Genomic DNA, 15,344 nt, shown 5'->3' on the forward strand with positions numbered 1-15,344 from the left:
ATTTTCCTCTCGTTAATCACGCTTATTTGCCAATAACTGAACGTGATGCTTTAAGTCCATAAGCATCAGTTGCAGCGAGCGCACCGTCAATTACACTATACTGAATAATATCGGTGGCAAGTGCTGCAAAAGCATCAAAATTAACTTCTACTTGATTCGTTGTCATTACAAAAATTGCATCTCCGTCAAGAGTTCCGTGAACTGGCTTTATTGCTCTTGCATAACCGTCGTGCAATATTGAAGCTAGCTTATTCGCTTGAGTTTTAGTCAGCTTTGCATTAGTAATCAAGCATGATAATGTCGTATTGAAAGGAACATCATATCCCATTTCTTCAACAGGAATAGATTCATGCTCTGGTTCATCGTGTACACTATTTGCGTTATGCAAAGAGTCATGGTGTTCATCTGCTCTTTTGTCCGGATATACGTCCGTTGAATTTTGCTGTTCGCCCTCATCACGCTTAATAGTTAGTTCTTCAGTCGCAATACTATTAACTGTATCATCGTCAAATTCATTTGTAACAACAATTTCATCATTTTTAAATGGATCACGAATATCAGGTGCCTCTGGACCAGCTTCACCATGAACATGATTTTTAATTACAGAAATAGAACCTTTAATGTATTCTTTATCTTTGCTCAAAAGTCCTGCAATTATATTGTTATTACCGTTAGATACGTCTCCAAAAGCATTAACAGCAGTTATTGCACCAACTTCAAGAACTTCATCAGAACAAGCAAAGGTACCAAGGGAGGATTTCATAGCTCTATCCATCCCATAAAATTTACCTACAGATGCTCCTGTTCCTGCGCCATGATTACCATGATCAAAAATTCCTTCGTATGCATTCATGCATGCCTGTATCCCCATATTTAAGTCAGGTCGAATATCACTCGAACCGACATCCAAGTCGTAAAGCGAAGCTTGTGTAACTATAGGAATATTGCGCTCACCGACTTTAAAGCCAATGCCTTTATCTTCGAGATATTTCATAACACCTGAACCAGCCTCGAGACCAAAAGCACTTCCACCGCTCAAAACAACTGCATTAACAGCTTGAACAGTATTTTCTGACTTTAGAAGGTCTGTCTCGCGAGTGGCTGGACCACCACCCTTTACATCAACTCCAGCTACAGCACCTTTCTCAGATATAATGACAGTACAACCAGTGCCAGCACTTTGATTTTCAGCATTGCCCAGTTTAAAGCCATTAATTTCCCTTACGTCAATTCTCTTAAAGCCCATTCTCTGATACCTTTCGCTTATATTCTTACCTTCATACACGACAAAACAACATTAACTATTTAGTTTGTATCAATTCAACATATTATAGCATGTAACAGAGTTTAATTAAACAAAATAAAAGCCTCACCATGCGATGGGGCTTATCATTTTTAAGAAAAGATCCGAAATACCGTCATGCTCTTAATTGACGCCCTATCGATTGATAAGGTGGGTACTTCCTGTCGCTATTCAGTAATTTCTAAGTTACTGGTATACCAGCTTAGCATATCGCTTAGCAGCGAACTAGGAATCCCGTGCAAGAAGTGTAGGTTCAATTAGTGATACACAACGCATATCCCAGAACTTATATTTAAATTATATTCTCATTAAAACTAAATTCAATACTTGAAATTAAAAACGAATAGTGATTTAAGCACTATCCGTTTTTGATTTTATTCGATATCAGGTAGGTCGCAGTTGTAGGACACTCTCTGTACATCATCATTATCATCAAGCGTATCAATTAGCTTATGAAGTGCCTTGATAGCTGACTCATCATCAACCTTTGATTCCATTGATGGTATAAATTCAACTTCAGACTCAGCAATTTCATATCCTGCAGCTTTGAGTGCTTCGAGAACATTGTGATAATCAGTAGCTTCTGTTCTCACCTCGAAGTTATCATGATTAACAATCATATCCTCAGCTCCTGCCTCAAGTGCTTCCATCATCACTGTATCCTCATCAAGGCTATCAGTCTTCTCGATAAATATAACACCCTTTCTAGAAAACATATAAGATACACATCCCGGAGTGCCTAGATTTCCACCATTCTTATCAAATGTAGATCTTACAAAAGCAGCTGTTCTATTTTTATTATCAGTTAAAGCCTCGACAATTACAGCAACTCCTGATGGACCATAACCTTCAAACAGCAGCTCCTCATACGATTCACCCGCTAACTCTCCAGTTCCTTTTTTGATAGCTCTATTTATATTATCATTAGGCATGCCTATAGCTTTTGCCTTATCTATCGCAACTCTAAGTGATGAGTTAAACTCAGGGTCACCACCATCCTTAGCTGCGACAATAATCTGCCTTGTATACTTTGTGAACATCGCTGCTCTTCTTGCATCCTGTGCAGATTTTCTACCTGCAATTGTACCATGTCTACCCACAGGTGGACCTCCTTTTATTTATTTTTTAATAAATTTGACGTTATATGATAGCATATCAGACTAGTTCTTTTCAAGATTTTTGAAAGCCGTCGACATCATCATCTTGATTCTATTTAACTGATTTACATGGCTTGCACCAGGGTCATAGTCTATAGCTACGATATTTACGTCTTCATCGTAGCTACGAAGAACCTTAATCATTCCTTTGCCAGTGACATGATTTGGCAGGCACGCGAACGGCTGCAGGCAAAGAATATTTTTTACCCCAGAATTGATTAAATCTACCATTTCTCCGGTTAAAAGCCATCCTTCACCGCATTGATTACCGACAGAAAGTATATTCTCGGCATTAAGCGCCGTATCCTCTATATAGTGATCTGGTTCAAACCTCTTACTAGCTTTACAAGCTTTTCTTACATACTCTCTATAGTGTTCAATAGCCTTTAATGCTGCACTATTAAAGATCATCTCCTTGCGAGAACCCGAAAGATTCTTGAAGTTAAATTGTTTATTTAGCATACCATATTCAAAGAAATCAATAAAGCTAGGTACAACAGCCTCTCCACCCTCTTTTTCGATAATCTCGACAAGGTTATTGTTTGCATTAGGATGGTACTTAACTAATATCTCTCCTACGACACCAACTCTAGGTTTTTTAACATCTTCATAGATTGGAAGCGTATCATAATCTTTAACTATCATTCTGATATTTTTCTTAAAAGTACTTGCTTTACAATTTAAAACATTCTCAACAATTCTATCATGCCACTTGTGCATAATTTTCTCTGCACTACCCTTAATCTTTTCATATGGTCTTGTGCGATATAAGCATTTCATAATCAAATCACCATAGTTAACAGCAAACACAAGACTTAATCCCATTTTAGGGGTGATTTTAAAACCTGGATTTTTTTCAAGTCCAGCTGTATTGAAAGATATTACAGGGACCTGCTCCATTCCGAGATCCTTGAGAGCCTTACGCAGCAGAGCAACGTAATTACTAGCTCTGCATCCACCACCAGTTTGCGACATGAATACACCAACTTTATTTAGGTCGTATTTACCAGATTTTAAAGCGGAAATAATCTGACCTAATGTAACTATAGTTGGATAGCATGCATCGTTATTGATATACCTTAGTCCCTCTTCCTCGGAGTTTTTAGTTGCTTCCGGTAATAGCTCTGCCTTGTAGCCAGCTGCGCGTAAAATTGGCGTGAAGTACTGGAAGTGAAGCGGAGACATCTGAGGGACGAGTAGCGTATATTCTTCTCTCATCTCTGGTGTAAATATCACCCTCTTATATGGCTCATTTAGCCCTTCAGAGTGAGTTCCAGTTTTATCTCTCTCATCAAGAGCAGCTTTTAATGATCTAACTCTAATCTTTGCTGCACCTAAATTCGATCCTTCGTCAATCTTAAGAACTGTATGTAGTTTGTTGTTCTGACCCAGTAGCTCATCTACTTCATCAGTAGTAACGGCATCTAGTCCGCAGCCAAATGAGTTGAGTTGAACTAGTTCAAGATCATCTCTCTGACCGGCAAATACAGCGGCTTTATAAAGTCTCGAATGATATGTCCACTGATCAAGCACTCTAACATCACGAGCAATGTCAATCTTATTAGAAATTGAATCTTCTGTGAGAACAACCATATCCTGCTGATTAATTACGTTGTTAATTCCATGATTTATTTCAGGATCTAAGTGATATGGTCTACCAGAAAGAATAATACCTTTCTTATTATTCTCCTCCATGAACTTAAGTGCATCATCGCCAAGCTTATTCATACTTTCCTTAAATTCTCTGTAGGCTTTTCGACCAGCTCTGATAGCTTCTCTAAGTTCAGTTCGAGAGAGATTTAATCCAAACAGGCTGTAAGTTCTCGTATCATTTTCAAATCGATTTATCGCATCAGTGTGATTTGCTCTATCAACGTCAATTTTTCTCTTTCCAGAGAAGAATTTATACAGCTCTTCAACCATTCTATCGTCATTATCATATGGCAGGAATGGATGATAAAACTCAACATTATTCTCATAGAATAAATCCGCCATATTCTTATCTATAACTTCAGGATAAGTGGCCACTATTGGACAATTATAGTGGTTTGCAGAAGTCTTATCCTCAATAACCTCAAAGTTAACACATGGATAAAATATTCTTTTTACCCCCTTGTTTACGAGCCATTTTATATGACCGTGTGTAATCTTTGCAGGGTAACAAGCTGTATCTGATGATATGCTATCCATCCCAGATTCATATAGTTTCTTAGAACTCTGTGGACTTAACACTATGCTAAATCCTAGTGTTGTAAAGAAACTATGCCAGAAAGGATAATCCTCATACATATTAAGTACACGAGGAATACCTATTATTCCACGTTTTGCTTCTTCTTGTTTTAAATTTCTTCTACCGAATAATAGCTTTTGTTTTTCTTTATATAAATCAGGGTTATTATGTGGCTCGACTGTCTCTCCAGCTCCTCTTTCACATCGATTTCCTGAAACATACTTATTACCGTCAGAGAATGTTGAAATCGTCAGAAGACAGTGGTTACCACATTTCTGACATCTGTCATTACTAGTTTCAACTGAAAATCCGTCTAGTTCATCCTTAGTTAGGACGTTCGACTTTTCACCATCCGTATATTCATTTGATCCTATAATAGCTGCACCATAGGCCCCCATGAGTCCCGAAGCATCTGGTCTTACTACATTCTTGCCTAACACAAGCTCAATACTTCTTAAAACAGCCTCATTTAAGAACGTACCACCCTGCACTACAACCTTGTCACCTGTCTCACTAGGATTTCTGAGCTTCATAACTTTGTATAGCGCATTTTTAATAACTGAATAAGACAGTCCAGCTGAAATATCAGCAACTGTAGCCCCTTCTTTCTGTGCCTGCTTAACTTTTGAATTCATGAATACAGTGCATCTAGTACCGAGGTCTACTGGCATCCTTGATTCAAGTGCATCCTCAGCAAACTCCTCAACGCTTGTGTTTACAGACTTAGCAAAAGTCTCGATAAATGATCCGCATCCAGCTGAGCAAGCCTCATTAAGCATAATGTTATTGATGGCGCCGTCTTTAATCTTCATGCATTTCATATCCTGTCCACCGATATCGAGGATAAATGTAACGCCTGGAAGAAATTCTTCAGCTGCTTTATAGTGAGCCATAGTCTCAATCTCACCACTATCAAGCCTATAAGCTGCTTTTATCAAACCTTCTCCGTAACCAGTAACAACGGATTTCCCGATAAAAGCACTTTCGGGCATCTTATCGTAAATCTCTGTCATGATGTTACGAACAACGTTAAGCGGATCACCTTCATTGCTCTGATAGTACTCGAAAACGAGCTCCTTATCCTTATTGATAAGTACCGCTTTAGTTGTAGTTGATCCAGCATCGATTCCAAGGAACAACGGGCCAGATTGTTCTGATATATCAGCTCTTCTTACTTTAGCTTTGGCATGTCGAGCTCTAAACTCTGCAAGTTCTTCTTTATTCCTAAATAATGGATCGAGATAAACCGTTCCACCAGCGGAAGCGGGATCTGCTTTTTTCACTAAGTCAATTAACTTGCTGAGTTCTACCTGCTTGGTTTCTTTTTCAGCAAGAATGGCTGCTCCAATGGCAACGAAGTATTTTGCATTTTCAGGAAAAATAACCTCATCCTCGCTAAGTCCAAGAGTCTCAACAAATCTTTTTCTAAGTTCAGATAAATACTGAAGAGGACCGCCAAGAAATGCAACATGCCCTCTAATCGGATGACCACATGCTAGTCCGCTGATCATCTGGTTTACAACTGCCTGAAAAATTGAGGCTGCGATATCCGAGGTTTTTGCACCATCATTAATAAGCGGCTGAATATCAGTTTTTGCAAATACTCCGCACCTTGATGCAATCGGATAAATCATCGTATGCTCTTTCGCAGCTTCATTGAGGCCCTGTGCGTCAGTATGAAGAAGTACGGCCATTTGGTCAATAAATGCACCGGTTCCACCTGCACATGCACCATTCATTCTCTGCTCAATAGTTGACTCGAAGAAAGTAATCTTAGCATCCTCTCCACCAAGCTCAATAGCTACGTCTGTCTTAGGAATTATTGTTTCGATGGCTTTGCTACATGCAATTACTTCCTGTTCAAATTTTATTCCCAAAATCTGTGCTAATGCCATACCACCTGAACCGGTGATAACTGCATTAGCTTCAATATCGCCAAGCTCCTTCGTCATATCAGTAATAAGCTCAGCAACTTTGTCGAAAACATTCGACATATGACGTTCATATCTAGAATACACAATACTATTTGAATCATCTAAAACGATAAGTTTTACCGTCGTAGATCCAACATCAATACCTAATCTCATATGGTCACCTAAACCTCGATAGAGATATCGAGGTCCTTTCACTCATATCCCTAAATTAAAATGGGCAAACTATAAGCCGGGTTCTGTATACGATGATCATCCATCTAGAACAGCTATCGCTAGCTGCTTCAAGCGACTTACCTACCGGCTGCGACGGGCCGCCGCATTTTATGCCTATCTTAGTCTTGCTCCGGATGGGGTTTACACGGCCACCATGTCTCCATGATGCCGGTGAGCTCTTACCTCACCATTTCAACCTTACCACGGCATTATCCGTTTCGGCGGAATGTTTCTGTTGCACTTTCCCTATAGTTACCTACGCCAGACGTTATCTGGCATCCTCGCCCTATGGAGCCCGGACTTTCCTCGTGATTGTTACATCACGCGATCATCCAGTTTACCCATTTCAGGATATAATGATACCACAAATGCATTGTGCAAAATATATATTGGATACATTTTTATCCACAATTAAAATTTTTTAAATTAATATTAATTATTTTAATAAAGTTTACTGCCACTAAAATTAAAATGATACACCCAATATATCCTTGTGTTGGATACAATATCGCTACTATTTTTTTAAAATCCGTTAATCCAGCAATAAAAGCAACTATCGCTCCAATTGAAAGGATTGTTTTCTTCATAGGTGTATTATTTATTGTGATACTGAATCCATAATAAGTACTAGTTGCAGTCTGATATATAGCACCCATTAAAACAAACGCATAAAGAAGTCCGAACTTTGTGTTAATAGCTTCTGACCATCCAACCATTGGAAGGCTTAATTTACTTGAAAATCCAGGGTTTATAAGCAGAACAGTTAGAAGCATCAATGTAATAACAGTTAATAGAATTACTCCCATTATTGCTCCACTAATCGCATGCTTGGTACTCCTAGCAGAAACTGCACATGATCCAGCGACAGTCATCATACCCATACAGTTATATGAGAGAAAAAGCATCGATGATCTTTGCCATGAAATACATGGGCTATGACTTGTCAATAAATTACTTTCACTCACTCTGTTCTGTGTAAGCAGTACTATTATTATTGCTAAAATACAAATGCTAAATAAAACTGGTACAAACTTTTTGAAAATGCTCGACATACGAGAGAAGCTTCCCAAAACGGTGTGTAGTGTTAGAGCAGTAATAATAGCACCTCCGACCCATTGGGGTAATCCCAAAATCTGATTTAAAAGCGAGCCACCTGCTGAAGCCATAGCGATTAACATTGTATAATATATAATTGCAAGTATATTCTCAATGAGTTTATAAATTAATTTTGACTCAACAGGTGATATAAGCGCACCTAATTGAATTGTATGTGTGGAAATAGCTATGTAGCTTATCATCACAGATACAACTAGGAAACCTATACCTGTTATCAGAATCCCCTTGTATCCATTATCGCCAAATATACCAAAAAACTGCCAGCATTCTCTTCCTGAAGCGAAACCAGCACCCATTATGACGCCTATGTACATCGTCGCTACAGTAAGGAAATTTAATTTTTTATCCATTTATTCTCCTAGTAATGTGTACAGATAATTAAGCTCCTTTTTAAGCATAGCTATTCTATCACTTTGGTCGTGTTTAGCGCGTCTAAGGTTTTCAATTTCCCTTTTGTGATTCTCTATAGCATGACCAAGTCTTTTACTAACCACTGATGCATCATTGTTTATAATGCCCTCTGGATATCGCCATCTTATATCAGTATCTTTATAAGGTAGCTCCCTTGCAGAGCTTGAACCATTTTCGCTGTTAATATTTGATGTTCTAACAGCTACAATAACTTCACATGAAAATTTACCCTCTTTTACGAGCTTGTTATCGGTAATATCGAACCCATATCTATATAAGAAACTTCTTAATGAACCACTATTATTACGAGGCTGTAAAATTAGCTTTTTAAAGCTCTGCAATTTATCGATATCATTCGAAAGAATATCTACAATAGTCACCCCGCCAAGTCCAGCAATGATAAGGGCATCGACTTCCCCTTTTTCGATTACATCAATCCCATCACCCACTCTAAACGATGATTCAGGCATATCAATTTCGGCATCGGTAAAACTTTTTTTGGCTTTTGATAGAGAGTCAGCACTAATATCGCACATAATCACATGTGGAGAAACATTATTTTTATATAGAATTAATGGGACATAGGCATGATCTGTGCCTATGTCCGCAATAGTTTCTCCAGATGTAACAGCATCGCATATTGCTTTTATTCTGTCACTAATCTTCATATTTACTCCAGATAATCTCTAAGCTTCTTGCTTCTGCTAGGATGACGAAGCTTTCTGAGAGCCTTCGCTTCTATCTGTCTAATTCGTTCTCTTGTAACGTTAAATTCCTTACCAACCTCTTCAAGAGTACGAGGTCTTCCATCTTCTAGACCAAATCTAAGCATAAGAACTTTCTTTTCTCTATCAGATAGCGTGTCAAGAACCTCCATCAGTTGTTCCTTAAGCATTGAGTATGCAGCTGCTTCAACTGGTGCAGGTACATCATCGTCAGGGATAAAGTCACCAAGATGGCTGTCTTCCTCTTCGCCAATTGGTGTCTCAAGCGAAACTGGATCCTGAGAGATTTTCTTTATTTCTCTAACCTTTTCAACTGTAATTCCCATCTCTTTAGCGATTTCTTCAGAAGTAGGTTCACGCCCAAGCTCCTGAAGCAACTGTCTAGAAATCCTGATTAATTTATTGATAGTTTCAACCATATGAACAGGAATTCTAATAGTTCTAGCCTGGTCAGCGATTGAACGTGTAATAGCCTGTCTTATCCACCAAGTAGCATAGGTCGAGAACTTATACCCTTTTGTGTAATCAAATTTATCGACAGCCTTAATTAGTCCGAGGTTACCTTCCTGAATAAGGTCGAGAAAACTGAGTCCTCTGTTCAAGTATCTTTTTGCGATGCTTACTACTAGTCTTAGGTTTGATTCACAAAGCTTCTTCTTAGCTTCTTCATCTCCTTGTTCCATACGAATTGCAAGTTCACGCTCCTCAGCCCCTGTAAGTAGAGGTACTTTACCAATCTCCTTGAGATACATTCGAACTGCATCATCAGTAGGTAGTGACTTTGGAACAGTTGCATCCACATCAATTTCACCATTTGTCTTAAGAACTAGACCATCGTCGACATCTACATCATCATCTTCAACATCTTCTAATTCATTTCCATTAGGTTCCCTTGTATCCACTATGCTGATGCCATTTTTCTCGACTAAATCATAGACTTCATCTATCTGATCTTTATTTAGTTTGATCCTAGATAGATGTTCTCCAATCTCAGCTAGCGTAATTTCATTACCTGTGTTTTCAGAGATTCTCATTATCTCTTCTACAGCCTGTTCAACGCGCTCACTTGCCGTTGTTTCGGTTGCTTCTTTCTTTGGCATAATTTACCTAACCTTTCTCCTCTTCTCTTCAATATCCTGTAACTGCATAGCAAGACGTGAAATTTCTTCTTCATTACCCAGCTTCTCAGCGACTGCAATCGCATTTTGTAGCTCTATTATTTTTTCTCCGTAATGCATCTGCACATATTTAACATAACATTCTCTGTAGTATGAACTTTCATCCGCACCAATTCTTATATTTGATAATATATCTTTAAGAGCCTTTTCATCTTCTGTGTCGAGTTCCTTATATATGTCATCAATATTTATTTCGGCCATCCCGTTACGCGAAATCAACTTACTTGCAATATTGTAAAGCTCTCTTCCAAGCACAGTTCTAAACTCTATATCATCTTCTTTAAAATTATCAAGATATCTTGTATCTCTCGTTAATATATAGAGCAAAGAAACCTCAAGCCTCTCATCATTTCCATATCTATCATTCTTAAATTCTCGCGCTTTGCGTGAATTTTCAGGGTACGGAGAACTATGTCTGCTTTCGTCTGACGCTATTTCTGTTAGTATAGAATGTTCTGATATATCAAATTCTGAAGCAAGTTTCTTTACATATAAATCCTGTTCTACAGCTCCAAGTTTCTTTAGTATTGGAACACAACTCCTTATATACTCTATAATCTCAAGGTTATCGCTAAGGTTGTACTTTTTTTTAGTCATTTCTAGCGTAAAATCTGTAGCTGGAGCCGCGCCATTAACAAGCTTTAAAAACTCTTGTTTACCATATTTCTTTACAAATTCATCCGGGTCTTTTCCACCAGTCACCTGTAAAATCCTTACATTTGCATGAGAACTGCGCATTACATCGATTCCCCGAAGCGCTGCTTTTATCCCTGCAGAATCAGAATCATATGATAACACAACATTCTTCGTATACCTAGTAATAAGCTGACATTGATTTTCCGTCAGTGCTGTACCGAGCGAAGCAACCACATTGCAGATACCATTCTGATACAGAGAGATTGCATCCATGTACCCTTCAACCATAATAACTTGATTCTCGTCGCTTACATTTTTTTTAGTAAAGTTTAGAGCATATAAATTATTCTTCTTGAGAAAAACTTCACTCTCAGGTGAATTGAGATACTTAGGCATCTCGTCACCAAGAGCTCTTCCTCCAAAACCTATTACTTTTCCCCGAGTATTGAAAATTGGAAACATTAGCCTTCCGCGGAATTTATCATAAACGCCTTTTTTCCCTTGTGTTACAAGTCCAAGCTTAAGCATATCATCATCTGAAACGCCTTTACTCTGTAGATATTTATACAAACTGTTCCAAGAATTAGGAGAATATCCGAGCCCAAAGTGCTTAATAGTTTCATCGCTAATACCCCTTTTGCGAATATATGTATATCCGGGGTTAGCACATCTAGTGAGGTTATCAAAGAAAAATCTTGCTGCTACAGAGTTTATCTCATAATAGCGAGACAAATCCTCTTTCCTTCGTGTTCCGTACTTTGGTATCTCGATATTATATTCTTCAGCTAGCTTTTCACAAGCCTCCATGAACTCCATATTATTAAAACGCTGCACAAAGTGAATTACATCACCTTTTTCACCGCAACCGAAGCAATTAAATATCTGTTTTTGTTCATTAACCATAAACGACGGGGTCTTTTCATTGTGAAATGGGCAAAGTCCCTTGAAATTACTACCACTTTGTTTGAGAGGAACTTCACGACCAATGACATCCACAATATTAACTTTTGACTTTATCTCGTCGATAAAGCTATTGCCAATCGCCATGTAACCCTCCCACTAAAAAATTCATTTACTTAAAATCAGTCCATCCACGTGGAACAAATAAATCAGAGTAAAGCGAAATTGCATATCTGTCCGTCATACCTGAGACATAATCTTTTACTGCAGTTGCATTTCCGTCCTCTAAAGCAACTCCTCTGTATAGTTCAGGCATTTTATCAGGATGTTTAATAAAATAATCATAAAGTGCAGTAATAACTACTTCTACTTTATTCATATCTTCTTCACGTTTTACGAGCTCACTACAATAAACATGTTCGAACATGTATTTTCGTAAATGAAGAAGTGCTTTATTAAAATCAGGACTTAAGCTAATCTTGTCTTTTCCATCACTAAATGTCACTAGATCGGCAATTAAATTGTTTATCCTCTCGCTGTGAGAATGTCCCAGAACATCAAGATCTTCAGGTGGAAGCACGTCAATCGTTATGACATTACTCCTTATTGCATCATCAATATCATGGTTGATGTAGGCGATGCGATCACTTATCTTTACAATCTGGCCCTCAAGGGTTATAGGAACACCTTCGCCCCTATGGTTAAGGATACCGTCTCTAACTTCTTTTGTAAGGTTAAGACCAACTCTTTTGGACGTGCATTCAAGACGTTCTACAATTCTTAGACTCTGCTCATTATGTCTAAATCCACCTTCGTGGATTCTGTTAAGAACATCCTCCCCATTATGACCAAATGGTGTATGTCCGAGATCATGCCCGAGTGCAATTGCCTCTGTCAGATTTTCATTATAATTAAGTGTTTTTGCAATTGTACGGGCAACTTGGGATACTTCAAGTGTGTGAGTCAATCTGGTTCTGTAATGGTCACCTTCTGGTGCAAGAAAAACTTGCGTTTTGTGCATCAGCCTACGGAAAGCTTTTGAGTGTATAATTCTGTCTCTATCACGCTGATAGTCCGTACGAAATCCACACTTTTCCTCATATTTATCACGACCCAAAGAATCTCTAGCCTTTGAAGCCCTCTCATCAAGAAATTCATATTCTCGACGCTCAAGATCCTCTCTTAATATCATCTATCCCTTAACTCCTGTATGTCCAAAGCCACCTTCACCTCGATCTGTATCATCTAATTTGGAAACAATTATAGGTTCAACTCTCTCATAAGCTGCAATTACGAGCTGTGCTACACGATCACCATTACTAATTGTAAAAGACTCGTTTCCAAAATTAATCATCGGAATTTTAAGCTCACCACGATAATCTGAGTCGATTGTTCCGATACTATTAACTAGTCCAATTCCATGTTTGATTGCAAGTCCAGACCTTGCCCTAATCTGACCTTCATAACCTTCTGGAATTTGAACGAAAAGCCCCGTAGGAATAAGTCTTCTCTCCATCGGTGCCAAAGTGATTGGTTCATCAATGAATGCACGAAGGTCCAATCCTGATGCTCCATCAGTTGCGTATGTCGGTAAAATGCCGCTTTCTGAGATGAATTTTAACTCCATTTGCATATATCCTTTCAGCTAATTAAAGGCAGAGCCTTGAATATTAACGATTTAAATCTGTTTTGAACAGTTATGAAACTCGTTTTGATCATGACTGTACCGATAAATATTACCTGTAACATTTATTATATTGAAATTGTTATAGTCACAAATTTCTTTTTTTACATCATTTATGTCGTCTAAGGTGATATCATCTATCATATTTAGAATTTCAGAAGGAGTAATGCACCTTCCGTAAGTGAGAAGATTTCTTGCGTTATTTATCATTAGATTCTGAACACTCTCTTGTCCAAATATAAAGCTTGATTTTAGCTGCTCCTTTGAGCTTTGGAATTCCTCAGTGCTGATGTCATTCCCTTTAAGTCTATCCAGCTCTTCTTTGATTGCCCCTAAAGCCTCATCTACCTTATCCTTGGCAACACCGGCACATATAACGAAAAGTCCTGTATGACTATAAAATCCAGTCATAGAGTATACAGAGTAAGCAAGCCCTTTCTTGACGCGAACATTCTGCATCAATCTCGAAGACATACCTCCTCCAAGAAGGTTGCAAAGTAGCATCATAGGATATCTTCTTGGGTCTTCCGCTGGAAAAAGCCTGATACCCATTGCAATATGGGCTTGCTCAATATCCTTAGTTACTTCAATATATCCACCGGCAGCAGTAGCAGAGACATTTTTATCGGTAGCGCATTCCCTATGTTCTTTGAGATTATAGAACTTTTCTTCAAAGTACTCGATTACCTCATTTCTATCAAACGAACCTGCAATCGAAACTATAATTTCATCTCTCGTATAATGGTCAAAGTAATATTCATCTAGTTTATCGTGTGTAAATGATGAAACTGTATCTTTAGTTCCAAGAACAGGATGAGCCATTCCCATGCCATGGTACACATTGTCCTCGAGAATATCGAATGCAACATCATCAGGATCATCGGAATTCATATTAATCTCTTCAATAACTACTCCCTTTTCCTTTTCAAGCTCATCCGCTGGGAAAGTAGGATTACAAATCATATCTGTAAGAACCTCAGCCGTCGCATAAAAATGCTCATCAAGGCACTTTACATAGAAGCATGTACACTCTTTGCTAGTAAATGCATTCATCTGACCGCCAAGTTTATCTATCTCATTAACTATTTGAAAGTGATCCCTGTTCTTAGTTCCTTTAAATAGCATATGTTCAATAAAGTGTGAAATCCCCTGTTCATCATCATTTTCATTTACCGAACCATTATTGCACCATATACCTATCGATAAGGATCTCACTGAATCCATAGAATTTAAAACTAGTCTTATTCCTGAATCAAGCGTTATAACCTCTAGCATATATCCCCCTTAGTTATATTCAGCTTCTATAATATCTGACAGCCTCATGGAGTACGAGTCTCCTTCATACTTATAAGCTTCATTAAAATTATAATTACAGATTTCTCCTGTATATCTAGATGCACTAAGATTATACCTGGCATCTCTCACGTTTAGTTCTTCACCGGTATCATTATCTACCACATGAGGTGTAGTAACGTACCATCGTCTAAAATCATATATAGCGTTAGCCAGAGATGAATAATCTTCATCAGTCATATCTTCATTAAAATGTCCCATAATGCTGCGTTTTGCAGTATCGACAGTCACGTAAAGCTCTGCCAAATCATCAGGGATTGACTTATTCCACTCTTCAAAATACGAATCAAACATATCTACTAAAGATTCTATATCGAGCTTTTTTATTAGTTCTAGGATAAGCTGAGCGTCTATTATCTCATCGGCTTCTAGAAGTGCCGCCAGATTTTCGTAATACTCAAACTCCTCTGGCGCAACAATATCAAGGATTTGATAGAGTTCATCTTTATTCATTAATTCACCTTTAAATCAATTTATGCTATAATAATACATTGTCAATTATAG

At 38.1% G+C, this 15,344-nt stretch carries 11 protein-coding genes and 2 other RNA genes; all 13 read right to left on the reverse strand.

The genetic code is table 11. From position 1 onward, the window contains the following. Positions 1–22: 22 nt before the first annotated feature. On the reverse strand, positions 23–1,246 hold the full coding sequence (locus QU661_RS04370) for a P1 family peptidase (protein ID WP_304989065.1): 1,224 nt from the start codon (positions 1,244–1,246) through the stop codon (positions 23–25). Positions 1,247–1,400: 154 nt separating this feature from the next. Continuing rightward, positions 1,401–1,592, reverse strand: a non-coding RNA gene (ssrS, locus tag QU661_RS04375) — 6S RNA. An 85-nt stretch (positions 1,593–1,677) separates the two neighbouring features. After that, on the reverse strand, positions 1,678–2,403 hold the full coding sequence (locus QU661_RS04380) for a YebC/PmpR family DNA-binding transcriptional regulator (protein WP_304989066.1): 726 nt from the start codon (positions 2,401–2,403) through the stop codon (positions 1,678–1,680). 60 nt (positions 2,404–2,463) lie between these two features. After that, complete coding sequence (locus QU661_RS04385) at positions 2,464–6,777, reverse strand: 2-hydroxyacyl-CoA dehydratase (protein WP_304989067.1); 4,314 nt, start codon at positions 6,775–6,777, stop codon at positions 2,464–2,466. Between the two features lie 57 nt (positions 6,778–6,834). Next, positions 6,835–7,181, reverse strand: an RNA gene (gene rnpB, locus QU661_RS04390) — RNase P RNA component class A. A 57-nt stretch (positions 7,182–7,238) separates the two neighbouring features. Further along, complete coding sequence (locus QU661_RS04395) at positions 7,239–8,303, reverse strand: YkvI family membrane protein (protein ID WP_304989068.1); 1,065 nt, start codon at positions 8,301–8,303, stop codon at positions 7,239–7,241. After that, positions 8,304–9,032, reverse strand: coding sequence for a tRNA (adenine(22)-N(1))-methyltransferase (locus QU661_RS04400; RefSeq protein WP_304989069.1), 729 nt, complete (start codon positions 9,030–9,032; stop codon positions 8,304–8,306). It lies immediately after the preceding gene. Between the two features lie 2 nt (positions 9,033–9,034). Next, on the reverse strand, positions 9,035–10,189 hold the full coding sequence (rpoD, locus tag QU661_RS04405; protein WP_304989070.1) for an RNA polymerase sigma factor RpoD: 1,155 nt from the start codon (positions 10,187–10,189) through the stop codon (positions 9,035–9,037). 3 nt (positions 10,190–10,192) lie between these two features. Further along, the gene (gene dnaG / locus QU661_RS04410) at positions 10,193–11,950 is read right to left on the reverse strand and encodes a DNA primase (RefSeq protein WP_304989071.1); all 1,758 of its coding nucleotides are present in this window, start codon (positions 11,948–11,950) and stop codon (positions 10,193–10,195) included. A gap of 25 nt (positions 11,951–11,975) precedes the next feature. Next, positions 11,976–12,995, reverse strand: coding sequence for a deoxyguanosinetriphosphate triphosphohydrolase (locus QU661_RS04415; protein WP_304989072.1), 1,020 nt, complete (start codon positions 12,993–12,995; stop codon positions 11,976–11,978). Continuing rightward, complete coding sequence (dut, locus tag QU661_RS04420; protein WP_304989073.1) at positions 12,996–13,430, reverse strand: dUTP diphosphatase; 435 nt, start codon at positions 13,428–13,430, stop codon at positions 12,996–12,998. A gap of 51 nt (positions 13,431–13,481) precedes the next feature. Continuing rightward, positions 13,482–14,762, reverse strand: a complete 1,281-nt coding sequence (locus tag QU661_RS04425) for a M16 family metallopeptidase (protein WP_304989074.1) — start codon at positions 14,760–14,762, stop codon at positions 13,482–13,484. Positions 14,763–14,771: 9 nt separating this feature from the next. After that, positions 14,772–15,293: a hypothetical protein gene (locus QU661_RS04430; protein WP_304989075.1), complete on the reverse strand. Its 522-nt coding sequence runs from the start codon at positions 15,291–15,293 to the stop codon at positions 14,772–14,774. Positions 15,294–15,344: the final 51 nt, after the last annotated feature.

This window comes from Mogibacterium neglectum (assembly GCF_030644205.1).
Lineage (GTDB): Bacteria > Bacillota > Clostridia > Peptostreptococcales > Anaerovoracaceae > Mogibacterium > Mogibacterium neglectum.

Bases quoted from the DNA above. Each gene is read 5' to 3' on its own strand.
- QU661_RS04400 (WP_304989069.1), bottom strand. From the start codon at position 9,032: ATGAAGATTAGTGACAGAATAAAAGCAATATGCGATGCTGTTACATCT.
- QU661_RS04415 (WP_304989072.1), bottom strand. From the start codon at position 12,995: ATGATATTAAGAGAGGATCTTGAGCGTCGAGAATATGAATTTCTTGAT.
- QU661_RS04425 (WP_304989074.1), bottom strand. From the start codon at position 14,762: ATGCTAGAGGTTATAACGCTTGATTCAGGAATAAGACTAGTTTTAAAT.
- dnaG (WP_304989071.1), bottom strand. From the start codon at position 11,950: ATGGCGATTGGCAATAGCTTTATCGACGAGATAAAGTCAAAAGTTAAT.
- QU661_RS04385 (WP_304989067.1), bottom strand. From the start codon at position 6,777: ATGAGATTAGGTATTGATGTTGGATCTACGACGGTAAAACTTATCGTT.
- dut (WP_304989073.1), bottom strand. From the start codon at position 13,430: ATGGAGTTAAAATTCATCTCAGAAAGCGGCATTTTACCGACATACGCA.
- QU661_RS04370 (WP_304989065.1), bottom strand. From the start codon at position 1,246: ATGGGCTTTAAGAGAATTGACGTAAGGGAAATTAATGGCTTTAAACTG.
- rpoD (WP_304989070.1), bottom strand. From the start codon at position 10,189: ATGCCAAAGAAAGAAGCAACCGAAACAACGGCAAGTGAGCGCGTTGAA.
- QU661_RS04395 (WP_304989068.1), bottom strand. From the start codon at position 8,303: ATGGATAAAAAATTAAATTTCCTTACTGTAGCGACGATGTACATAGGC.
- QU661_RS04430 (WP_304989075.1), bottom strand. From the start codon at position 15,293: ATGAATAAAGATGAACTCTATCAAATCCTTGATATTGTTGCGCCAGAG.